Raw genomic sequence first — 21899 nt, 5'->3', positions numbered from 1 at the left:
CCTAGACCCCACTCGCGGGAATACCGCTGCGCTGCACCGGGCGCGGCGCGGTGAGGTCTTTCCAGGTCGACAGCGCTTTGGTCACCGGCATTCCGGGATCGCGCGCGACGAACTGGCCGTGGCCCTCCTTGGTCTTGATCTCGCCATCGGCCCAAGCAACTACCCCGCGCGACAACGTGTAGCGCGGCAGTCCAGTCACCTCTTTGCCCTCAAACACGTTGTAATCAATGGCAGATTGCTGCGTCTTGGCTGAGATTGTCTTGCTCGCCTTGGGATCCCAGACCACCAGATCGGCATCCGAGCCAACCAGCACGGCCCCCTTCTTGGGATAGACGTTCAGGATCTTGGCGATATTGGTCGAGGTCACGGCGACGAACTCATTGGGCGTCAGCCGACCCGTGCCCACACCATAAGTCCACAGCATCGGCAGGCGGTCTTCCAACCCGCCCGTGCCATTGGGGATCTTGGTGAAATCGCCCACGCCATAGCGTTTCTGTTCAGTCGAGAAGGCACAGTGATCGGTCGCGACGACCGACAGCGTGCCCGATTGCAAGCCCGCCCACAGGCTATCTTGATGCTGCTTGTTGCGGAAAGGCGGGCTCATCACGCGGCGCGCGGCATGGTCCCAATCCTTGTCGAAATACTCGGACTCATCCAGCGTCAGGTGCTGGATCAACGGCTCGCCCCAGACGCGTTTGCCGTTCATCTTGGCACGCCGGATCGCCTCGTGGCTTTCCTCGCAGGAGGTATGCACAACATACAGCGGTACGCCCGCCATATCGGCGATCATAATGGCGCGGTTCGTCGCCTCGCCCTCGACCTGCGGTGGGCGGGAATAGGCATGACCCTCGGGGCCGCTATTGCCCTCGGCGAGCAGTTTCGCCGACAATTCCGCCACCACATCGCCGTTTTCCGCATGCACCAGCGGTATCGCGCCCAGTTCGGCGCAGCGCTTGAAGCTCGAATACAGCTCGTCATCATTCACCATCAGCGCGCCCTTATAGGCCATGAAATGCTTGAAGGTGTTGATGCCATGCTCGGTCACGGTCTTCATCTCGTCAAAGACCTGCTTGTCCCACCATGTGATCGCCATGTGGAACGAGTAATCACAATGCGCGCGGGTCGATTTGTTGTCCCATTTCTTGAGCGCATCCAGCAGCCCTTCACCCGGCGAGGGCAGCACGAAATCGACCACCATCGTGGTGCCGCCTGCCAGCGCAGCCCGCGTGCCGGATTCGAAATCATCGGTGGAATAAGTGCCCATGAAGGGCATTTCCAGATGAGTATGCGGATCAATCCCGCCGGGCATGACATAGCAACCGGTGGCATCCAAGCTCTCGTCGCCGGTCAGGTCCGGCCCGATTTCAATGATCTGTCCGCCCTCGATCAGCACATCCGCCTTATAGGTCAGATCTGCGGTGACGATGGTTCCGTTCTTGATGACTGTGGTCATTCTTTCTCTCCCTTCGAAAGGCTGCAACCTTCCTCTTGATCGAAATATCCTCGGGGATCGCCGATTGATGCGCCATTGGTCCGAGCACCAATCGGCGACGGGGCAGACAGCCCCCCCCGGCACCTTCGCTCAGCTCACGATTTCCGCCGTGTCCAGCGCGGCGTGGAACAGAACATCGGCCCCCGCCGCGGCCCACTCCTTGGAGATATCCTCGGCCTCATTGTGGCTTAGCCCGTCGACGCAAGGACACATGATCATCGCCGTGGGCGCGACCTTGTTGATCCAGCACGCATCATGCCCCGCCCCCGAGATGATATCGCGATGACTATAGCCCAGCCTTTCGGCGGCATTGCGCACTGCCGACACGCAGGTCGGATCAAAGGTGACCGGATCAAAGCCGCCGGTTTTTTCGAACTCCACGCCCAGACCCATGTCGTCGCAAATTTTCTGCGCCCCTTCACGCAGGCGCTTTTCCATATCCTCAATCACCGAAAGATCGGGCGAGCGGAAATCAACCGTGAACACGACCTTGCCGGGGATCACATTGCGCGAATTGGGATAGACGTCGATATGACCCGCCGCGCCCACCGCGTCGGGGGCGTGCGACCAGGCGATTTCATCGACCAGTTCCAGCACGCGCGCCATGCCAAGCCCGGCATTTTTGCGCATCGGCATCGGGGTGGAACCGGTGTGGCTGTCTTTGCCTGTGATCGTCACCTGCGTCCAGCTTAGCCCCTGCCCGTGGGTGACAACGCCGATATCTTTGCCCTCGGCTTCCAGAATGGGGCCTTGTTCGATATGTAGCTCGAACATCGCATGCATCTTGCGCGCGCCCACCTCTTCGTCACCGACCCAACCGATGCGTTTCAGCTCATCGCCAAATTTCTTGCCTTCGGCATCCTCACGCTCATAGGCCCAGTCCTGCGTGTGAAGCCCCGCAAACACCCCCGAGGCCAGCATGGCAGGCGCAAACCGCGTGCCTTCCTCGTTGGTCCAGTTGGTCACCACGATCGGGTGCTTGGTCTTGATCCCGAGATCATTCATCGAGCGCACGGCCTCCAGCGCGCCCAATACGCCCAGAACACCATCAAACTTCCCGCCCGTAGGCTGCGTATCAAGATGGCTGCCCATATATACGGGCAGCGCGTCGGGGTCTTGGCCGGGGCGCGTGGCAAACATATTGCCCATGCTATCGACGCCCATGCTCATACCCGCGGCTTCACACCATTTCTGGAACAGCGCGCGGCCCTCGGCGTCGGCATCGGTGAGGGTCTGGCGATTATTGCCACCCGCGACGCCGGGGCCGATCTTGGCCATCTCCATAAGGCTATCCCAAAGGCGGTCGGGATTGATGCGAAGGTTCTCTCCGGGTGCAGACATTTTTGAAACTCCCTGTCGGCTGGTGGGGCTTTGCCCTCTTGCGACGAATCTTGTTCTGACCGTATGGTCAAGTTGAGTGGGCCACGTCCTGACTATCTGGTCAACAAAAATTCGGGCGGATCGCAAATGAAAGATGACGAGAGCGGCAAACGCTCAAAAATTGGGCGCAGTGGTGCGGGAAGCCGCGCCGAAGCACGGCGCGCGACTGAAGAGTCGATTCTTAAAGCCGCCGAGACTGTCTTTGCCGAGGCGGGCTTTGGCGGGGCGACGATGCAGTTGATCGCGGATATGGCGGGATTGCCGAAGGCTAATCTGCATTATTATTTCGACACCAAAGAGGCGCTTTATCGCCGCGTGGTTGAACAGATTTTCAATGTCTGGCTTGAGGCTGCAGATGTGTTTGACGCAGCCTCCGGCCCTACTGAAGGGATCGGCGCCTATATCGACGCCAAGATGGAAATTTCACGCAGTCACCCCAACGGGTCCAAGGTTTGGGCAAGCGAGGTTATGCATGGCGCGCCAGTCATTCAGGACTATCTGGAAACCACGCTGCGCGACTGGACTGAGGGGCGCGCCAAGATTATCCGGCGCTGGATCGCGCAAGGCCAAATGGCGGACGTGGACCCACATCACCTGCTGTATATGCTTTGGGCGACAACCCAGCATTACGCCGATTTCGGCCATCAGATCGAGACGCTGAACGGTGGCCAGCCATTGTCAGACGCGCAATGGGAGGCCACGAAAGCCAGCGTGAAGGGGATCGTGCTGCGCGGCATCGGGGTAAAGTGAGCCCTCTCGCGAATTGCTTTCGCTCGTCACAGCAATAAAGCAACGTAGCTATAATTTTCGCGACGCTCCCGCTCGAAGCATTTGATTATTAGATTTTTTTCGATTTAGCTTGCCACAAGGGTCGGATCGAAATTTGGGGTAGCCTGAAAAATGAACCTAAAAACGATCATCGCCAGCGCGGCGATCGCACTCAACGTGCTCGCAACCAGCGCATCAGCCGAGAACGTCTACGGCTACGTGCTGGCCAATCGAACACTCGTCGAGCCAAATTATACGTATAGCTTTGGCGACACGGTGCCGATCAAGGCGGATGGCAACGGGATCACGCTGGGCTTTGGCAAGGCGCTTACGCCCGCCGTAGCAATCGAGGGCGATATTTCGTTTGGTGACTATGAGTCCAACCGTATTGTGGGCAGTACATTCCCGTGCGTCACCATCGGAGAAGGCTGTAAAATGAAGGCCGACTGGCTGGCGACACTACGAGTCACCGCGCGCACTGAAATGGGCAAGTTGTCGCCCTATGTGACTGCTGGTTTCGCTGCGGGTCATATCAAAGGTAGTGCCGATACGGGGCCCTGTGGATTTATTGATTGCGGCTATTCCGGGACGCAGGCGGGCTTTGCGCTCGGGCTCGGAACGGATTACGCCTTGAGTGACCGTATCGCGCTGCGTGCGGAACTCATGCAGATACTCTTGAAAAGCCCTGACTTCAGCGCATCGACTGTCACATCGGGCGGCTATGCCTTTACCCAGATCCGTGTCGGCATGAAATACGCTTTCTAGTTCAGACCAACTTCACAAATTGGAAGGGGCGCGTATTCGCGCCCTTTTTTCATACCAAAGCAGTCGGGTCTTGGTCTTTTCGTTGGGCTTCGGCCCGCAAGGGAAAGAGAGATCACGCGATCATCTTAAGCTCTTCTTTCAGCCCCCCCATCAAACCTTCAATCTGACTGCTCGGGTTGATTAGGGGCGGAGGTATCTGGCTGGGTCAGTGGCGCAACCTCGACTGGCGCGGACGGAGCCCCCTCAACACCCTCGGGCAGATGCGTCTTGGGCAGTTTTGCCCCCAACAACTCGGCCCCTTCTGCAATCTCGGCCCCGCTTTTGAGATCGGGCTCGGGCGCAGCCTGCATCGCCGCTCCCTCAGCGCCCCGATCCGAGCAGACATACACCGTGCTGCCCACAATCACCGCGGTCGCGGCCAGCGCGGGCGGCGATGAGGCGGCCAAAACACCAATCCCGGCTTGAAGCAGTTTGTCACGCAAGCGGCCCGACTGATCGCGCACGATCTTTGTGCCGAGTTTCCCGCCAACGACCACTCCCGCAGCATCCGCAGCAAGGCCTTCCGCATCACTTCCAAGGCCCTGCACGGCCTGAGACGTACCCGCCAACCGCTGGCAGAAACTTTTCGACGGTTTGCGGCACATCCCATATGCGTCGCGCGCGCCCTCGTCATAGCCAAGATAAGTCTCGGCCTTGCGATCCCATTGCAAACAAAACGGCGCGCGCCCGGCATCATCCAGCTCAGGCGTCAGCGCACGCAGGGTCACCAGTGCAGGACAGGTTACATCGCCTTTTTCCCCAAGCACTTTTTCGCGCAGACTGCGGCTGTCTTTAAGCGCCGCATTGTCGGGATCATAACGGAAATCATAGGTCTCGCCGCGAATCGAGGTCTTGCACGAGACGAGTTCGGCAAGCGCAGGGGTGGCGGGCAAAAGAAGGGCGAAAAAGAACGCGAGGCGCAGCATGGGGAAACCTCCGGGGCTGCGCGTAAAATAGGCAGCGCTGGCAACGGCGCAAGGGGCGAACCGGGCAGATCGGCGTTGTTTCGCGCGTGCGCCCGATCAAACTGTCTAGTCGAGCGTTTCCAGCACGTCCTTGAGTGTCCCGATCAACTCGTCGATTTGCTCTTTCGAGATGATCAGCGGCGGCGACATGGCGATGATGTCCCCCGTGGTGCGGATCAGGGTGCCATTCTCATAGGCCTTGAGGAAGCCGCTAAAGGCGCGTTTCGTCGGCTCGCCCGCGATCGGTTCCAGCTCGACCGAGCCGATCAGACCCTCGTTGCGAATATAAATCACATGGCGCATGCCCATGAGCGAATGCAACGCCGCCAGCCAATAAGGAGCAAGGCCTGCGGCGCGCTCGAACAGGCCCTCTTGCTTGTAGGTTTCCAGCGTCGCCAGTTCAGCCGCCGAGCAATCGGGTTACCGGAATAGGTATAGCCGTGAGACAGCTCGATCATATACTCGGGGCCGTTCATGAATGCGTCATGCACCGTCCCGTGGTCATCATGTCCCCCCTTCGGAATGACGCCATTCGTCAACCCCTTGGCGGTAGTCATGATATCGGGCGTGACGCCATAATGCTACGCGGCAAAGGCGGCGCCCAGGCGGCCAAACCCGGTGATCACCTCGTCAAAGATCAGCAGGATGTCGTGCTTTTTAGTGATTTCACGCAACTTTTGTAGATAGCCTTTGGGCGCGATGTCGATCAGACGGTTGGCCAGCTCAAACGCAATCGGATGGCCCACCTAGAAGGCGGGTGCGTAATCCATCTCAGCGGCCTGTCTCTGGATGGCCTCGGTGATCAGCAGGCGGCAATGGGCCGCGTTGCAGCACCACAGCCCCGCCCCGTGCCATCCAGCACCTGACGCCCGTCGGCGGTGGTGTAATGCGTGTCCTTGGCCCCCACGAACATGTGCGGGTTCTTCTTGAACTGGCGGTTCGCGGTGAACGGCATCCAGAATGCGCTCAGCTCATTGGGGATCTTGCGATCAAGGGCCATGGCGTGTCTCCGGCCCGGGGCAGCGCCACGGGCCGAGCATAACGATTTGACCAATCGGTCAGAGTGAACGCTGCCACAGCGAAGAAGTCAGTCAAGCGCGCGAATTGTGACGCGACTTGCCCTAGCGCAAAGGCAACGCTACGTTGATCCACGCGCCGCTTTTCGGTTACTTTAGCGTGATCGGGAGAAATGAATTGAATGACACCGGGAATCAGGTGCGCTTTGCGCGAGGGCAAGATGCGGATAAACCGCTGACCCGAATTCAGAAATTGAACCGGCACAAGATCCTTGAGGCCGCGCTTGAGGTGTTTTCCGCGCATGGTTTTCGCGGCTCGACGCTGGATCAGATCGCGACCGAAGCCGGTTTGAGCAAGCCCAATTTGCTGTATTATTTCCCCTCTAAAGAGGCGATCCATGCCGAGTTGATGGCTGGGCTTCTTGACATCTGGCTGGCCCCACTGCGCGCGATGGAGCCCGACGGAGAACCGCGCGCCGAAATAATGTCGTACATGCGGCGCAAGCTTGAGATGAGCCGCGAAATGCCCCGTGAAAGCAGGCTTTTCGCCAATGAGATGCTGCAAGGCGCGCCCCGGATGGAAGATGAATTGGGCCACAATCTCAAGGCCCTGGTTGATAGCAAGGCGCAGGTTATTCGCAGCTGGATCGACGCAGGCAAGCTGGCGCCTGTCGATCCCCATCATTTGATTTTCTCGATCTGGGCGCTGACCCAGCATTACGCCGATTTCGAGGTGCAGGTGCGTGCGGTTCTCGGCCCCGGCACGGACCCGTTTGAGGGCGCAGGACAATTTCTGGATATGCTGTTCGGTCGCTTGCTTGCCCCCTGATCGCACCCTTTGGCTGCAGCGTTAACCTTAGGGTTAAACCGCGGCCACCTCTTTACCTTTGCGAAACTTCTTGCGCGCAGACTCACCCTGTGGGGATGCTTATGCGAGGAAATGGGGATGGACCGGATATCGGGGCTGATGCCTCAAACGGGTTGGTCGCCGCTGTTAAGCCCGGCGACACCTAAAAATGCGCCTGCAACAACGGTAGAACCGGCGGCGACGTCCGCCGATACGGATGACGGAAAAAGTGCGGGAACGGATACGCAAACGGCGCAAGACCATGCGCAAACCGCGCGGTTTTTCAGCGGTATTGCTGCGGCGCGCGTCGGCGTTGGCGAGGCCCAAATCGAGCCGGTCGGGCCGCCGCCTGATCCCAATGCACCGTCAGGGCCAATGCCGACCTTTGATGTGTCACCGCTAGAAGAGGCGGCAGCGCGGGTCATGGCCGTTTCGGCGATAGCGGGGGATACGGATATGGCCGCGTCAGAGGCGTCGGAGGCTACCGAAACGCCAGAGTCGCAAGGCGAAACGCCCGCGCAAGACAGCGCGATCAAGGGGGTGGCATCGTCTCAATCCGGGGAGGCCGCGAAATCGGCTGCAATGACGCAAGACGCCGCGCCTGACACAAGCGCGGCGCAGCAATGGCAAACCCGGCCTTGGCCGCAAACGCCCCAAACCAGTGTGCCACAGCTTGACGTGACGCGCTGATGCGCCCCCCAACAGGGGGGCGCGCCCTCACTCGGCGGCGGTGGCCGAAGGATTATTGGGATGCGTCGTCCAATTGGCATAATCGCCGACTGTTTCCCCGGTGCGCGGATCAACGCTGCCCTTGGGCATCTGCTTCATCTCGATGCAATCGACCGGGCAGACCTCGACGCACAGGTTGCAGGCAACGCATTCCTCATCCTTGACGGTGAAGGTGCGGTCCTCGGACATCGCGATGGCCTGATGGCTCGTATCCTCGCACGCCGCAAAGCAACGCCCGCACTTAATGCAATCGTCCTGAACGATCTCAGCTTTGGTGACATAATTTAGGTTGAGATATTGCCAATCCGTCACATTGGGCACCGCGCGACCCACCAGCTCGGACGTGTTGGTGAAACCCTTGCGATCCATGTATTCCGACAGGCCCGAGATCATCTCTTGCACGACCTTGAACCCGTAGGTCATGGCCGCCGTGCACACCTGCACATTGCCCGCGCCGAGCGCCATGAATTCGGCCCCGTCGCGCCAGGTCGTGACGCCACCAATGCCCGAAATCGGCAGGCCCGCCGTTTCGGCATCGCGTGCGATCTCGGCCACCATATTCAGCGCGATCGGCTTGACCGCCGGGCCGCAATAGCCGCCATGCGTGCCCTTGCCGTCAATCGTGGGTTCAGGCGCGAAATCATCCAGATCGACCGAAGTGATCGAATTGATTGTATTGATCAGGCTGACCGCATCCGCGCCCCCCGCCTTGGCCGCCCGCGCCGGGCCGCGAATGTCGGAGATGTTGGGCGTGAGTTTCACGATACAGGGCATGCGCGAATGTTGTTTCACCCAACGCGTGACCATCTCGATATACTCAGGCACCTGTCCGACAGCCGAGCCCATGCCGCGTTCGGCCATCCCGTGCGGGCAGCCGAAGTTCAGCTCAACCCCATCGGCCTCGGTTTCCTCGACGCGTGCAAGGATCGCCTTCCAGCTATCCTCGTCGCAGGGCACCATCAGCGATACGATCAGCGCCCGATCCGGGTAGTCGCGCTTGACCGACTTGATCTCGCGCAGGTTCACCTCTAGCGGGCGATCGGTGATCAGTTCGATATTATTCAACCCCAGCAGCCGCCGGTCCGCCCCGTAAATCGCGCCGTAGCGCGGGCCGTTGACGTTGACCACGGGCGGCCCCTCAGACCCGAGCGTTTTCCACACGACGCCCCCCCAGCCCGCCTCAAAGGCACGCCGGACGTTGTATTCCTTATCCGTGGGCGGGGCCGAGGCCAGCCAGAACGGGTTGGGAGATTTGATACCGATGAATTTGGAACGCAGATCGGCCATGTCTTAGCCCTCCATCAAAACGTGGTGGATATCTTGTGCAGCGTCGCGCCCTTGCGCCACCGCCGTGACGGTCAGATCTTCGCCCGCATGGGTGCAATCGCCCCCTGCCCAGACGCGCGCAGCCGAGGTGCGCCCGGCCCCGTCAACCTTGATCTTGCCGCCTGCGACCTCGACCTTGGCGGGCATGTCTCCCAGCGTCTGACCGATGGCCTTGAACACCTGATCGGCGGGTAGGCGGAGGGTAGTGTCAGTCATCTCAAGCCCATCAGGGCCGGAACGCGTATAGGCGAATTCCACCTCACGCACCGCGCCATTGCCATGGATTGCCACCGGCGCCGCGTTCTCGATGATGGTCACGCCATGGGTCAGCGCATGTTCCTGCTCGTGCAGGCTGGCGGGCATTTCCGCGCGCGAACGACGATAGACAAGGGTCACATGCAGCGCGCCGAGCAATTTCGATTGAACCGCGGCATCAACCGCCGTCATGCCGCCGCCGATCACCACCACATCACGCCCAATCGGCAAGCTGGCCAGATCCGAGGCCTGACGCAGTTCCGAGATAAAGTCGGTCGCGGGGCGAATGCCGTCTTTGTCCTCGCCCTCAAGGCGCAGCGCATTCACTCCGCTTAACCCCATGCCAAGGAAAACTGCGTCGTGATTGGCCAATAGGTCGGCCAGATCGCCATCACCCTCACGGCCCAACTGCCAGTTTTCGACCGCCGTGATGCCGCCGATCTGCATCAACCACGCCACTTCGGCCTGCGCGAAGCCGCCCGGTGCCTTGTAGCTGGCGATCCCATATTCGTTCAGCCCGCCGGGTTTGTTGTGGGCATCATACAGCGTAACCTCATGGCCCAGCATCGCAAGGCGATGTGCCGCGGCCAGCCCCGCAGGGCCAGCGCCCACGACTGCCACCGATTTGCCGGTGCGCGGGGCACGCGAAAACGGGTGGTCCTGCTTCGCCATCAACGTGTCGGTGGCAAAGCGCTGCAACGCGCCGATTTCCACCGGCTCGCCCTCGGAGTCCATACGAACGCACGCACCTTCGCACAGGGTTTCGGTCGGGCAAACGCGTGCGCACATGCCTCCCAGAATGTTTTGCTCAAAGATGGTGAGGGCCGCCGCCTCGGGCGTGCCGGTCGAGATTTGCCGGATGAACAGCGGCACGTCGATCGAAGTCGGGCAGGCCTCCATGCAAGGCGCATCGTGGCAAAAATAACACCGATCGGCGGCGATGCGCGCCTCTTGCACGCCAAGCGGCGGCGCGACATCGGCGAAATTGGTGCAGTAACCCTCAGGATCAAGCCGTCCCGGCACGATCCCTTCGGTGAGCTGGCTGTGTGACATTTGCGGGCTCCCTGTTCTTTTTTTTGCTGCCCCTACGCTGCCACAGTCTTGAATTTTATCAAGTGGTAAAATATTCCGCACTGCAGCGGAGGCCCGTTTCCTCCGCTTTGCCCGGAGATTGAGCGCGATGCCCTTCGCTTGCCTATTCTCCGGGCAGTCAAGATTTCGCGAGTGCTTGACCCTGCGCAATCCGTTGCGGCTTTTCACCGCGCGCCACCTCGCGTATAACCGCCTGTGACATTGTAAGGCCCCGACAGAACGGGCCATTCGTAAAAGCACCCCTTGAGGATCGCATGACCAAAGACACCCGAGACAATGACGTGGCCTTCATTCAGGCTCTCGCCGAACTTCTGAACGCCAACAAGCTGACCGAATTGGCGGTGACACGCGATTACGGCCCCGATGACAGCCTGAAGGTGCGCGTGGCCAAACAGGTGAATGTGGTGCAACAAGCTGCGGCACCGATGGCGGCGGCCCCTGTCCCGGTAACGGCCTCGGCAAGCCCTGCCCCGAGCGACGCAGCCCCCGTGAATGACGATCCCGCAGATCATCCCGGCGCAGTGGCCTCGCCGATGGTGGGCACCGCCTATATGTCGCCAGAGCCCGGCGCGCCAGCGTTCGTCAAACCCGGCGATCAGGTCACAGAAGGCCAGACGCTGATGATCGTCGAGGCGATGAAAACGATGAACCATATCCCGGCCCCGAAATCGGGCACGGTCAAGCGCATCCTCGTGGATGACGGCCAGCCGGTGGAGTTTGGCACGACCCTGATGATCGTTGAGTGAGGGCGCGAAGATGTTTGACAAGATCCTGATCGCCAATCGCGGCGAAATCGCGCTGCGCGTCATCCGCGCGTGTCGCGAAATGGGGATCGCGTCCGTCGCGGTCCACTCGACCGCCGATTCGGACGCGATGCATGTGCGCATGGCCGATGAATCTGTGTGCATCGGCCCGCCCTCGTCGACGCTAAGCTATCTTTCGGTCCCCGCAATCGTGGCCGCCTGTGAAATCACCGGCGCGCAGGCGATCCATCCCGGCTACGGGTTCCTGTCGGAGAACGCCGCTTTCGTGCAGGTGCTTGAAGATCACGGCATTACCTTTATCGGCCCCTCAGCAGAGCATATCCGCCTGATGGGTGATAAGATCACCGCCAAGGAAACCGCGAAAAAGCTGGGTATTCCGGTGGTTCCCGGCTCGGCGGCAGGCGTTCCTGATGTCGCGTCGGCCAAGAAAGAAGCCGCCGCAATGGGCTATCCGGTGATCATCAAGGCGACCGCTGGTGGCGGTGGGCGCGGCATGAAGGTCGCCGCTGACGAGGCTGCGCTGGAAAGCGCGTTTCGCACCGCGCGTGCCGAGGCGAAATCGGCCTTCGGCAATGACGAAGTCTACATGGAGAAATACCTCCAACGGCCCCGCCATATCGAAGTCCAGGTCTTTGGTGATGGTAAAGGGCGCGGCGTCCATCTGGGAGAGCGCGATTGCTCGCTGCAGCGGCGCCACCAGAAAGTGTTCGAAGAGGCCCCCGGCCCCTCGATCACGCCCGAACAGCGCGCGCGGATCGGTGGCATTTGCGCCGATGCGATTGGTAAAATGGGCTATTCTGGCGCGGGAACGATCGAGTTTCTCTATGAAGACGGCGAGTTCTATTTCATCGAGATGAACACCCGCCTGCAGGTCGAACACCCTGTCACCGAGGCGATTTTTGGCGTTGATCTGGTGCGCCAGCAAATCAAGGTCGCTGCGGGCGAGCCGATGGAGTTTGAGCAGGATAAGCTGTCGATTCGCGGTCACGCCATCGAGGTGCGTATCAACGCTGAAAAGTTGCCCAATTTCACGCCCTGCCCCGGCAAGATAACGCATTATCACGCGCCCGGCGGCCTTGGCGTGCGCATGGATAGCGCGCTGTATGACGGCTACACGATCCCGCCCTATTACGACAGCTTGATCGGCAAGCTGATCGTGCATGGGCGCGACCGTCACGAGGCGCTTCAACGACTGTATCGCGCGCTGGGAGAGCTGATCGTGGATGGTGTCGATACCACCGTCCCGCTGTTCAACGCGCTGCTGGCCGAGCCGGATATTCAGGCTGGAAATTACTCGATCCATTGGCTTGAAAAGTGGCTTGAGAAAAACCTGTAAGCTGAACACGCGACCATGAAAACGCCCTCGCTTGGGGGCGTTTTTCTATTTCGGGATCAACAGGCAGGTGCCGCGTCGCTTGGGCTGATCGGCGGGGCGGTAATAATCGCCGACAAATTTGCGCTTGCCCGGCCCGATCTCGTTCCAATCAAGCCAGTGACAATCGTAATCCAGCACATCGGCCATCGCCTCCATCGCTGGGAAGGATGGAATGCCGATCAGCGCCTTTTCCTGCCCTTTGATCTGGGGAATCGAGTTCAGCTCATTATCCGTGCGTTCGCGCACCAGCATGATTACCTGACCCGGACGCTGCGCAAACTCGCTATCCACAATCACCAGTTCCGGACCGAGCTTACGCACAAGTTGAAACAGGCGGAAATGGTCCATGACGTGATAGAGTATACCAAAAACCCCAACGACATCAAAGCGTTCGCCCGCGTCGATCAGCTTTTGCATCCCGTCGTAAATATCATCGCAAATCAATCGCACCCTCTCGCGCAGATGGGCGCGGGGGAATTCGTCAAAGCGGTCTATCAGTTCCTGACGCCCCTCGATCCCGACCACTTCGCGCGCACCAGCCGCCGCAAACGCATAGGCCCAGCGCCCGTCATGCGCCGCTAGGTCCAGCACGCGTTTGCCCGCGATCTGATCTTCGAGCGGCTTGATAATCACCTTGTGGCGCAGGTTCATGCGGTCCACCGTGCCCGGGTCATCGGCGTAACGCCCGATCTCGGGCAGAAAATCATAAAAACCCATATTTGCGCTCGGCCTCGCTCTGGTTCATTTTGGGGGCACCCTAGGCGTAACGGGAAAAACGGGCAAGAAAATGACGGACAGGCTAAGCGCGCAACTCCTTCTGACAGGCTATGCGCAAGGTATATTTCCAATGGCCGAGAGCCGCGAATCGACGCAGCTTCACTGGTTTGACCCCGCACAACGCGGAATTATGCCCTTAGACAATTTCCACATTTCGCGCTCTCTCGCGAAGGAGATTCGGCGCGCAGATTTTACTATTTCAACTAATCGCGCGTTTCGCGCCGTGGTTGAGGGCTGCGCGGATCGCAGTGAAACCTGGATCAACGGGCCGCTCTTCGCGCTATATGACGATCTTCACGCGGCCGGTTATGCTCATTCGGTTGAGGTCTGGCAGGGTGCGGATCTGGTTGGCGGGGTGTTCGGCATCACGCTGGGGGGCGCGTTTTTTGGCGAAAGCATGTTTTCCGCACGTAAAAGCGGATCGAAAATCGCGATTGCCTTCGCAGTGGATCGGTTGCGACAGGCGGGGTTCACGCTATTTGACACGCAGTATATCACGCCGCATTTAGCCAGCCTTGGCGGGATCGAGGTGACGCGTGTCGAGTATCGCTCGCGTCTCGCGAAAGCGCTGCTTCAAAGCGCGGATTTCACTGCGCCGGATGTCCCTACGCCTCAATTGCTGGTGCAGCGAATGACCCAAACGTCATAACGGGGATGATCGAGCGCCGAAAGTGCGGGGCTTGAGGCAATCATCCAGCCCGAAAAATCGGGTTGCGGCTTAGCGGCCTCGGTGATCGTCAGGAACGCATAGGCGTTTGAGGACGGATCATCCGCCGGATAGCGACATTCGCGCAAAGTGATGGAAATAAATCCGAATTTGACACTCTGCCCGACTTTCATCTCGATATTCGAGGTCGTGCCCGCCACCTTATCAAGCCCGCGTAGTATCGCCCCCGTGCCATCAGCCAGCCCGCGAGCGGGTTCAGCTTGCGGTATCTGGTCATCAGGCGTTGCGTCTGGCAGCAATTCCTGCGCCCTCGCCATGCCGGGCAGCATCATCAAAGCGAGCATCAATGCGCGGATCATTGCGCCTCCTCCTGCGTGCCACCACCGGCAAATTTTAGCATCAGATTCAGCACCGAAACCGCGCTTTGCGTATCCAGTATCTCATCACCGGGCTTGAGGTCATCCATCGCGCCGCCGGGGATCAATTCGATATAATTGCTGCCCATGAGCCCGTCTTGCGTCACTGCAATCACGGTATCCTCGGGCAGTTTCACGCTGTCTTTCACGGTGATCGTCGTGTCGGCGAAAAAGGTTTTCGGGTTCAGCGACACATCGGTCACCGTGCCCACCTTGACCCCTGCGAGCCGCACATCGGTGCCCGCAATCACACCGCCGATCGAGCGGAAAGAGGCATGCAGCGGATAGCTACCGCCCTCGGGGCCAAGGCCGATCCCGCGCCCGGCCCAGACCAGAAAACCCAGCGCTACGACCAAAACAACGGCCCCGGTCACGATCTCGGTGCGGTTCTCAGACATTGCCGTCCCTTGCGATTATTTGGGTTGCCACGCCTCGTAGTCGCGCCGCTCCACCGGTTGCGCCAAGCGGATCGAGCCGGGCGGCACATAGGCCGCAGCCGTGCCGGTGTGGTTTTCCTGATGCGGCTTTTCCCAAGCCTTATGAGCAAAGGGCTGCTCGGTCGGCGGCTCGTCAAAGGTGAAATGAATCCAGCCATGCCAATCGGGGGGGATGCGGCTGGCTTCGATCACGCCGTTATAGATCACCCAGCGTTTCTTGTCGTCGCGCAAGTGATAATAGATATTGCCCTGCGCGTCCTCACCCACCTTCACGCCTTTGCGCGCGGTGAACAATTGCGTGCCAAGCGTTTGACCGTTCCACCAGGTCAGAAGCCGAAGCAGGAATTTCATGGGACACCCTCCGCGATCTGTCCTGACCGTTATATCCTTTGACGCGGCGAGGTCCAGTGTCGGCAGGCGCAAAAAAAGGCGAGCCGAAGCCCGCCTTTCAAAACTTGTAGTTTGAAGGACTCAGCTTGCTGATTTGCCTTCTTTCTTTTTGTCGGCGTAGATCAGAAGGGGTTTGGCCTCGGATTGCGTGACCGCCTCTTCGTTGACCACCACTTCTTCGACGTCATCCAGACCGGGCAGTTCGAACATGGTATCCAGCAGGATATCTTCCATGATCGAGCGCAGGCCCCGCGCACCAGTCTTACGTTCGATCGCACGTTTGGAAATCGCGACGAGCGAATCATCGGTGAAGGTCAGCTTTACGCCCTCAATGTCGAACAGACGCTGGTATTGTTTGACCAACGCGTTTTTCGGCGCGGTCAGGATGGTCACCAGCGCCTCGGCATCCAGATCGGTCAGCGTCGCGATCACCGGCAGACGGCCAACAAACTCAGGGATCAGGCCGAATTTCAGCAGATCTTCGGGCTCGAGATCCATGAAAATTTCGCCCACACCGCGGCTATCTTTTTCCTTAACATCCGCGCCAAAGCCCATCGCTGAGCCCTTGCCGCGCTGCGCAATGATGCGATCAAGACCCGCGAACGCGCCGCCACAAATGAACAGGATATTGGTCGTATCCACTTGCAAGAATTCCTGCTGGGGATGCTTGCGCCCGCCTTGTGGGGGCACCGAGGCCACGGTGCCTTCCATGATTTTCAGAAGCGCTTGTTGCACGCCCTCACCCGACACGTCGCGCGTGATCGAGGGGTTGTCGGACTTGCGCGTGATCTTGTCGACCTCGTCGATATAGACGATGCCGCGCTGCGCTCGTTCGACGTTATATTCGCTGGCTTGCAGCAGCTTCAGGATGATGTTTTCCACATCTTCACCGACATACCCCGCCTCGGTCAGCGTGGTCGCATCGGCCATCGTGAAGGGCACATCCAAAATCCGCGCCAGCGTTTGGGCCAGCAGGGTCTTGCCGCAGCCCGTCGGGCCGATCAGCAGGATGTTGGATTTTGCTAGCTCAATATCGGTTTTCGAGCCGTGGTTAAGCCGTTTGTAGTGGTTATGCACCGCAACGGACAGCACGCGCTTGGCATGTTCCTGCCCGATCACATAATCATCGAGAACCTTGCAAATATCGCGCGGCGTGGGCACGCCATCGGTGGTTTTCAGCCCCGCCGATTTCGTTTCCTCGCGGATAATATCCATGCACAGCTCAACGCATTCATCGCAGATGAACACTGTCGGGCCCGCGATCAGCTTGCGGACCTCATGCTGGCTCTTGCCGCAAAACGAGCAATAGAGCGTGTTCTTGCTGTCGGAACCGTTCGAGTTCGCCATCTAAAACCTCTGCGCTGCCCGGCCGTCCGGGCTATTTCGGGGGCCTGTCCCGGTCAGACTAAGACAGGCCACCCGCTACCTCAATGTCAAATTCGCGGGTCAGTTAAGTCCCGGGATCACTTTTCGCCTTCGCTCGGAGTGCGGCTTTCAAGAATTTCGTCAATCAAACCCCATTTTTTGGCATCTTCGGCTGACATGAAATTGTCACGCTCGAGCGCCGCTTCGACGGTTTCGTAGTCATTGCCGGTGTGTTTGACGTAGATCTCATTCAGACGACGCTTGAGCTTTTCCGTCTCGCGCGCGTGAATCATGATATCGGTCGCCTGCCCCTGATACCCGCCCGAGGGCTGGTGGACCATCACCCGGCTGTTGGGCAGCGAGAATCGCATGTCTTTTTCGCCCGCCGTCAGCAGCAGAGAGCCCATCGAAGCCGCCTGCCCGATCACCAAAGTTGAGATCTTGGGTTTGATGTATTGCATCGTGTCATAGATCGACAGTCCCGAGGTAACGACGCCACCGGGGCTGTTGATATACATCGCAATTTCCTTGTTCGGGTTTTCCGCCTCAAGGAACAAAAGCTGGGCGCAGATCAGCGTCGACATGCCGTCATGCACAGGGCCGGACAAGAAAATGATGCGCTCTTTGAGGAGGCGCGAGAAGATGTCATAGGCGCGTTCGCCGCGCGACGTCTGCTCGACCACCATAGGCACCAGCGTATTCATGTAAAAGTCTTGGGGGTCTTTCATCGAGATGCCCTTCCTAGGTGTCTTTGCAAAATCCATAGCCTCAGTTCTTTACAGAAGTCTTAGTGACGCGGGCAAAGCGCTGCAAGGGCGCGCAAAGGATTCGTTTTCGCATGGCGGGGTTAATCTATTGCTAACGCGTGTGATGGATAAGGGGTGGCAAGGGCGCAGCTAACGCAAGGTGATCACTTACGCGGTTCTATTTTGAGAATCAGCGAAGCAGAGGGCCATTTACTCAAACATGCCCACGGTTACGAATCGCCAGGGTTCGTTTTGGGCGCGCTCTCTGCTTGCGCCGACTGCACATACCCCTCCCCTGCACGATACCATTTGCGGATCGCGGCGCGTTCCTCGGGCTCCATAAAGCTGAGATTGCCGGGGGGCATCGCATCACTCAGCCCGGCTTGCATATAAATCTCGCGCGCGGCGGCGGCCACTTCGCGCGGGGTCTCAAGATGAATGCCCTTGGGTGCGCGCCCGATGCCGTCAAATCCCGGCTCGGATGCGTGGCACATCGAACAGCGCCCCATCACGATATCGCTGACATCCTCAAAGCCCGGCGCTGCGGCAAAGCGCGCCTCGTCCGGGGTCAGCATCGCCATCCCATCCTCATCACCGCCCGCATCGGGTTTCGGGATCGACGACAGCCAAATGATCAGCCCGAAAATCACCGCTGTCACACCCCAAGTCCACCACGGGCTCCCCTTGTGAGCGTGATGTGTGTTGAAGAAATGACGGATCGTCACCCCCATCAGGAAAATCAGCGAGGCGATCAACCAGTTGTACTGGCTCGCAAATGCCAACGGATAGTGATTAGACAGCATCAAGAAAATCACTGGCAGCGTCAGATAGTTGTTATGGGTCGAGCGCTGCTTGGCGATTTTCCCATATTTCGGGTCAGGCGAACGCCCTGCCTTTAGATCCGCCACCACGATGCGCTGATTGGGCATGATAATTAAAAACACATTCGCGGTCATAATCGTGGCGGTGAAGGCGCCGAGGTGCAGCAAGGCCGCACGGCCCGAAAACACCTGCGTGTAGCCCCAAGCCATAGCCACCAGAATCACGTAAAGCCCCAGCATCAGGCGGGTGTTATCCTCGCCAAAACGCGACTTGCAGATCAGATCATAAGAGATCCAGCCAAACAGCAACGAGCCCGCCGAGATCGCCACCGCTTGCCAGACGTTCAGATCCATCACGCGCGGATCAATCAGGAAAAACTGGGCCTGCATCCAATATAGCAGGATCAGCATCGCAAATCCTGACAACCATGTGCCGTAGCTCTCCCACTTGAACCAGGTCAGACGGCTTGGCATCTGGTCCGGCGCGACCATGTATTTCTGGATGTGGTAAAACCCGCCGCCATGCACCTGCCACGCGGCCCCGGTCACACCTTTGGGCGCGCCGGGTTCCGGCGTCAGCCCCAGATCGAGCGCGATGAAATAAAACGACGATCCGATCCACGCGATCGCAGTGATCACATGCAGCCAGCGCACCGCAAATTGCGCCCATTCCATCCAGAAGGTGTAATCCATCATCCGTCCCTCATTTGCGCCAGAGTTCCCCAAGCTCCGCGCAAGCGCAAGCCAACCCAGCGCCTAAACGGGCAAAAATTGTCCATCCGCTCAAATTTTTGGCGCGCCTAGCTGCCGCGATAGGTTGAATAGCCATAGGGCGACAGCAGCAGGGGCACATGATAATGCGCCTGCGTGTCGGCCATGCCAAAGCGGATCGGCACCTGATCGAGAAACAGCGGATCTTCCGCCGCCTGCCCGCTCGCGCGCAGATAATCGCCGGCATGAAATATCAGTTCGTAACTACCGGTCGCAAAAGTTTCGGCAGGCAGGATCGGGCTGTCGGTGCGCCCGTCAGCATTGGTCACCATCTCGGCAATCTGCGCGCGCTGGTCGCCAGAGAGGCGATGCAAAACGATGCGCAAACCTGCGGCCGGACAGCCTCGTGCCGTATCAAGAACATGTGTCGTCAAATATCCCGCCATGATTGCGTGCATCCCTTTTTCAAAGCCGAGATCACTATGTTCTGCGCAGGCAGGCGATGACAAGTTACAGAATCCTCACCAGAAGTTGTGCTCTCGCGCGCTTGATCGCGTTCACGCGCCGCTTAAGTGTCATAACAGTTTAATAAAAGTGTCTCCTTGACGTTACGGTCAAACGTCATTCGGGCGATGCTAGTATGATTGCGAGAGCCATGTCCCGTCTGTTCGCCTCAACAGCTACCCCGTCCCCGCCAAGATCCGGCGCGTCGACCTGGTCTCGCGCAGCCTCAATATGCGCATTGGCCTGCATCTCGGGCGGACGGGTCAGTTCTTTAAGCCCCTATTCCCAGCCTGGAGCCGTCCAATGAACGCTTCCGCCCGCCCTGCGAAACCCGTCTGCCGCACACATTATCGCACGCTGTTCCTGTCGGATTTTCACCTTGGCGCGCGGGGCTGTCGGCCCGGTCCGATCCTTGAATTTCTGCGTGCAAGCGAGGCGGACACGATCTATCTGGTGGGCGATATTCTGGACCTATGGCATGGCGGCAAAGTGCAGTGGACAAACGCGCAGACTGAAATCCTCAACGAGCTAGAGCGTCGCGCGGCGCAAGGTACGCGGGTGGTGTATCTGCCGGGCAACCACGATGCCTCAATGCGCGGGCCGGGGATGAGCTTTCTCAATTTCGAACTGGCCGAGCGGGTGGTCCATCACGGCGCGGACGGGCAGCGCTATTTGGTGATCCATGGCGATCAATGCGATGCGCGGATCTTGCGCTGGCACGGAATGACGCGGTTTGGCAGCCAGATGGACGGTTTGTTTCGCGGGCTTGATGCTTGGCTGCGTCGCCGGACGGGGCGTTCCGAGACCGAGCATAGCGTGATCGAACTGGCCATTTCGGGCATCAACACGTTGCTGGCGCGTGGCGAGGGTTACGAGCGTCGCCTTACCACCTTGGCCCAAGACTGCGAGGCGGATGGCATTATTTGCGGTCACTCCCACAAGCCCGCGCTGCGCGATCTGGACGGGCTAACCTATGCCAATTGTGGCGACTGGGTCGATAGCCTGACGGCTTTAACTGAGGATCACTCGGGCGCGCTGCAATTGCTGGAATGGCGCGCCGAGCGCCAAGTGCAGCATCAGCCAGCGCCCCGCGTTGAGGACGCCAAACTGGCGCGGGTGCGCGCATGAGCATTCTCGCCGCCATCCTCATCGGTTTTCTGGGCCTGACCCTTGCGATTCATCTTGCGACCTCGGCGATTGTGGCGCGGCGCAGTCTGCGCGCGCCCCGCCCCGTTCCTGCCACGCTGCCCAAAATCGCGCTGCTGCGCCCGGTTTGCGGGGTTGATCCATTCGATGACGAAACGCTGGGCTCGTCCTTCACCCTTGAGTATCCCGATTTCGAGGTAATCTTTTGCGCCCCCTCGGCGTCTGATCCGGCCTGCGATCTGGTGCGCGATCTGATGGCGCGCTATCCTGACGTTAACGCCCGGCTTCTGACGGGGTTGGATGCGGTCTCGGGCAATCCCAAACTTAATAATCTGCATAAAGGTCTTTCGGCCACCGATGCGCAATGGCTTGCGATGGCCGACAGTAACTTGCTGCTTCCGCCCGATTATCTACAACAGTTGCTGGCCGAATGGCGCCCCGGCACCGGGTTGGTTTCGGCCCCCCCAGTGGGCGCGCGCGCCAGCAATCTTTGGGGCGCGGTCGAGGCGGCGTTTCTCAATACCAATCAGGCGCGCTGGCAGTTGGCAGCCGATGAATTGGGCTTTGGGTTTGCGCAGGGCAAGTCCTTGTTCTGGAACCGCGATATCTTGATGAAAGGGGGCGGGTTTGCCGCGCTCGGGCGTAATATGGCCGAGGATGTCGCCGCCACAAAACTGGTGCGCGATCAGGGGCTGCACGTCCGTCTTACCCGCCATCTGTTTGCCCAGCCCATTGGCCGCCGCCAGTCCCACGCCGTCTGGGAGCGCCAGTTGCGCTGGTCCAAAGTGCGCCGCGACGGGTTCATCGCGATCTTTGCCGCCGAGATCGCGCAAGGCCCCATCCTGCCCTTTGCCACCGCCATCGCGCTGGTCGCGATGGATGTTTGGCCCGCATTGGCCCTGCCCGTTCTGTTTGCGCTGTGGTATGGCGTGGAATGGGCGCTGGCACGGGTTGCGGGCTGGTCGGCGAGCTGGCGCGATTTGGCGGCCTGGACGATCCGCGACGCGATGCTGCCTGCACTCTGGTTGATGACTTGGAAAGATCGGCAATTTACATGGCGCGGCAATGAGATGTCCCATACCGAAGTCACCACTGGTCCCTGACGC

General features: G+C 59.5%; 22 protein-coding genes and 1 pseudogene. 9 read left to right on the top strand and 14 right to left on the bottom strand.

The genetic code is table 11. The features are described from left to right. Nucleotide 1 precedes the first annotated feature (1 nt). Together hydA and ACN0SD_RS08980 are read right to left on the bottom strand one after the other, a co-directional pair. Nucleotides 2–1453, bottom strand: coding sequence for a dihydropyrimidinase (gene hydA / locus ACN0SD_RS08985; RefSeq protein ID WP_417807900.1), 1452 nt, complete (start codon nt 1451–1453; stop codon nt 2–4). Between the two features lie 129 nt (nt 1454–1582). Continuing rightward, nucleotides 1583–2833, bottom strand: coding sequence for a Zn-dependent hydrolase (locus ACN0SD_RS08980; protein ID WP_417807899.1), 1251 nt, complete (start codon nt 2831–2833; stop codon nt 1583–1585). Nucleotides 2834–2959: 126 nt separating this feature from the next. Here ACN0SD_RS08980 and ACN0SD_RS08975 point away from each other — a divergent pair, with 126 nt between their 5' ends. Beyond that, nucleotides 2960–3622, top strand: coding sequence for a TetR/AcrR family transcriptional regulator (locus ACN0SD_RS08975; RefSeq protein WP_417807898.1), 663 nt, complete (start codon nt 2960–2962; stop codon nt 3620–3622). Nucleotides 3623–3772: 150 nt separating this feature from the next. Continuing rightward, nucleotides 3773–4405 carry an outer membrane protein gene (locus ACN0SD_RS08970; protein WP_417807897.1) on the top strand — a complete coding sequence of 211 codons (633 nt, stop codon included), beginning with the start codon at nt 3773–3775 and terminating at the stop codon, nt 4403–4405. A 158-nt stretch (nt 4406–4563) separates the two neighbouring features. Here the strand turns inward: ACN0SD_RS08970 and ACN0SD_RS08965 are convergent, their stop codons facing one another. Further along, on the bottom strand, nt 4564–5370 hold the full coding sequence (locus ACN0SD_RS08965; protein WP_417807896.1) for a hypothetical protein: 807 nt from the start codon (nt 5368–5370) through the stop codon (nt 4564–4566). A gap of 105 nt (nt 5371–5475) precedes the next feature. Next, nucleotides 5476–6409: pseudogene (locus ACN0SD_RS08960) on the bottom strand (aminotransferase class III-fold pyridoxal phosphate-dependent enzyme). 194 nt (nt 6410–6603) lie between these two features. Here ACN0SD_RS08960 and ACN0SD_RS08955 point away from each other — a divergent pair. Together ACN0SD_RS08955 and ACN0SD_RS08950 are read left to right on the top strand one after the other, a co-directional pair. Beyond that, nucleotides 6604–7254, top strand: a complete 651-nt coding sequence (locus ACN0SD_RS08955; RefSeq protein ID WP_417807895.1) for a TetR family transcriptional regulator C-terminal domain-containing protein — start codon at nt 6604–6606, stop codon at nt 7252–7254. Nucleotides 7255–7371: 117 nt separating this feature from the next. Beyond that, nucleotides 7372–7962: a hypothetical protein gene (locus tag ACN0SD_RS08950; RefSeq protein ID WP_417807894.1), complete on the top strand. Its 591-nt coding sequence runs from the start codon at nt 7372–7374 to the stop codon at nt 7960–7962. Between the two features lie 27 nt (nt 7963–7989). Here the strand turns inward: ACN0SD_RS08950 and preA are convergent, their stop codons facing one another. Beyond that, a complete protein-coding gene (gene preA, locus ACN0SD_RS08945) occupies nt 7990–9288 on the bottom strand; it encodes an NAD-dependent dihydropyrimidine dehydrogenase subunit PreA (protein WP_417807893.1) in 1299 nt (432 codons plus the stop codon). Nucleotides 9289–9291: 3 nt separating this feature from the next. After that, entirely contained in the window at nt 9292–10635 is a 1344-nt protein-coding gene (locus ACN0SD_RS08940; protein ID WP_417807892.1) for an NAD(P)-dependent oxidoreductase, read from the bottom strand. Between the two features lie 293 nt (nt 10636–10928). Between ACN0SD_RS08940 and accB the strand changes: the two genes are divergently transcribed. Next, the gene (gene accB, locus ACN0SD_RS08935) at nt 10929–11420 is read left to right on the top strand and encodes an acetyl-CoA carboxylase biotin carboxyl carrier protein (protein WP_417807891.1); all 492 of its coding nucleotides are present in this window, start codon (nt 10929–10931) and stop codon (nt 11418–11420) included. A gap of 10 nt (nt 11421–11430) precedes the next feature. Next, nucleotides 11431–12774: an acetyl-CoA carboxylase biotin carboxylase subunit gene (gene accC / locus ACN0SD_RS08930; protein ID WP_417807890.1), complete on the top strand. Its 1344-nt coding sequence runs from the start codon at nt 11431–11433 to the stop codon at nt 12772–12774. 45 nt (nt 12775–12819) lie between these two features. Here accC and ACN0SD_RS08925 read toward each other — a convergent pair whose 3' ends face one another. Next, nucleotides 12820–13530 (bottom strand): methyltransferase domain-containing protein, encoded by a 711-nt coding sequence (locus tag ACN0SD_RS08925; protein WP_417807889.1) that lies wholly within the window; start codon nt 13528–13530, stop codon nt 12820–12822. A 70-nt stretch (nt 13531–13600) separates the two neighbouring features. On the opposite strand from ACN0SD_RS08925, the gene aat reads away from it, so the two are divergent. Then, on the top strand, nt 13601–14239 hold the full coding sequence (gene aat / locus ACN0SD_RS08920) for a leucyl/phenylalanyl-tRNA--protein transferase (protein ID WP_417807888.1): 639 nt from the start codon (nt 13601–13603) through the stop codon (nt 14237–14239). Here aat and ACN0SD_RS08915 read toward each other — a convergent pair. The 7 genes from ACN0SD_RS08915 to uraH all read right to left on the bottom strand — a co-directional run bounded on the left by ACN0SD_RS08915 (nt 14203) and on the right by uraH (nt 19589). Continuing rightward, nucleotides 14203–14616, bottom strand: coding sequence for a DUF2155 domain-containing protein (locus tag ACN0SD_RS08915; protein WP_417807887.1), 414 nt, complete (start codon nt 14614–14616; stop codon nt 14203–14205). The two genes, aat and ACN0SD_RS08915, sit on opposite strands and share 37 nt — an antisense overlap. Then, nucleotides 14613–15071, bottom strand: coding sequence for an outer membrane lipid asymmetry maintenance protein MlaD (gene mlaD, locus ACN0SD_RS08910; RefSeq protein WP_417807886.1), 459 nt, complete (start codon nt 15069–15071; stop codon nt 14613–14615). The genes ACN0SD_RS08915 and mlaD overlap by 4 nt, the downstream gene beginning before the upstream one ends. 15 nt (nt 15072–15086) lie before the next feature. Then, nucleotides 15087–15461 carry an NADH:ubiquinone oxidoreductase subunit NDUFA12 gene (locus ACN0SD_RS08905; RefSeq protein ID WP_417807885.1) on the bottom strand — a complete coding sequence of 125 codons (375 nt, stop codon included), beginning with the start codon at nt 15459–15461 and terminating at the stop codon, nt 15087–15089. 120 nt (nt 15462–15581) lie between these two features. Continuing rightward, the gene (gene clpX / locus ACN0SD_RS08900) at nt 15582–16847 is read right to left on the bottom strand and encodes an ATP-dependent Clp protease ATP-binding subunit ClpX (RefSeq protein WP_417807884.1); all 1266 of its coding nucleotides are present in this window, start codon (nt 16845–16847) and stop codon (nt 15582–15584) included. 116 nt (nt 16848–16963) lie between these two features. Next, nucleotides 16964–17593 carry an ATP-dependent Clp protease proteolytic subunit gene (locus ACN0SD_RS08895; protein WP_038129633.1) on the bottom strand — a complete coding sequence of 210 codons (630 nt, stop codon included), beginning with the start codon at nt 17591–17593 and terminating at the stop codon, nt 16964–16966. Nucleotides 17594–17841: 248 nt separating this feature from the next. Further along, nucleotides 17842–19128 (bottom strand): urate hydroxylase PuuD, encoded by a 1287-nt coding sequence (locus ACN0SD_RS08890; RefSeq protein WP_417807883.1) that lies wholly within the window; start codon nt 19126–19128, stop codon nt 17842–17844. 104 nt (nt 19129–19232) lie between these two features. Further along, nucleotides 19233–19589, bottom strand: a complete 357-nt coding sequence (gene uraH, locus ACN0SD_RS08885; protein ID WP_417807882.1) for a hydroxyisourate hydrolase — start codon at nt 19587–19589, stop codon at nt 19233–19235. A gap of 361 nt (nt 19590–19950) precedes the next feature. On the opposite strand from uraH, the gene ACN0SD_RS08880 reads away from it, so the two are divergent. Next, nucleotides 19951–20775, top strand: coding sequence for a UDP-2,3-diacylglucosamine diphosphatase (locus ACN0SD_RS08880; protein WP_417807881.1), 825 nt, complete (start codon nt 19951–19953; stop codon nt 20773–20775). Next, complete coding sequence (locus ACN0SD_RS08875; RefSeq protein ID WP_417807880.1) at nt 20772–21896, top strand: ceramide glucosyltransferase; 1125 nt, start codon at nt 20772–20774, stop codon at nt 21894–21896. Before ACN0SD_RS08880 ends, ACN0SD_RS08875 begins: the two co-directional genes overlap by 4 nt. Nucleotides 21897–21899 lie beyond the last annotated feature (3 nt).

This window comes from Thioclava sp., assembly GCF_048263065.1.
Classification (GTDB): Bacteria; Pseudomonadota; Alphaproteobacteria; order Rhodobacterales; family Rhodobacteraceae; genus Thioclava.
Note: the sequence above shows the minus strand (reverse complement) of the source record. Positions and strands in the feature narration are given on the sequence as shown.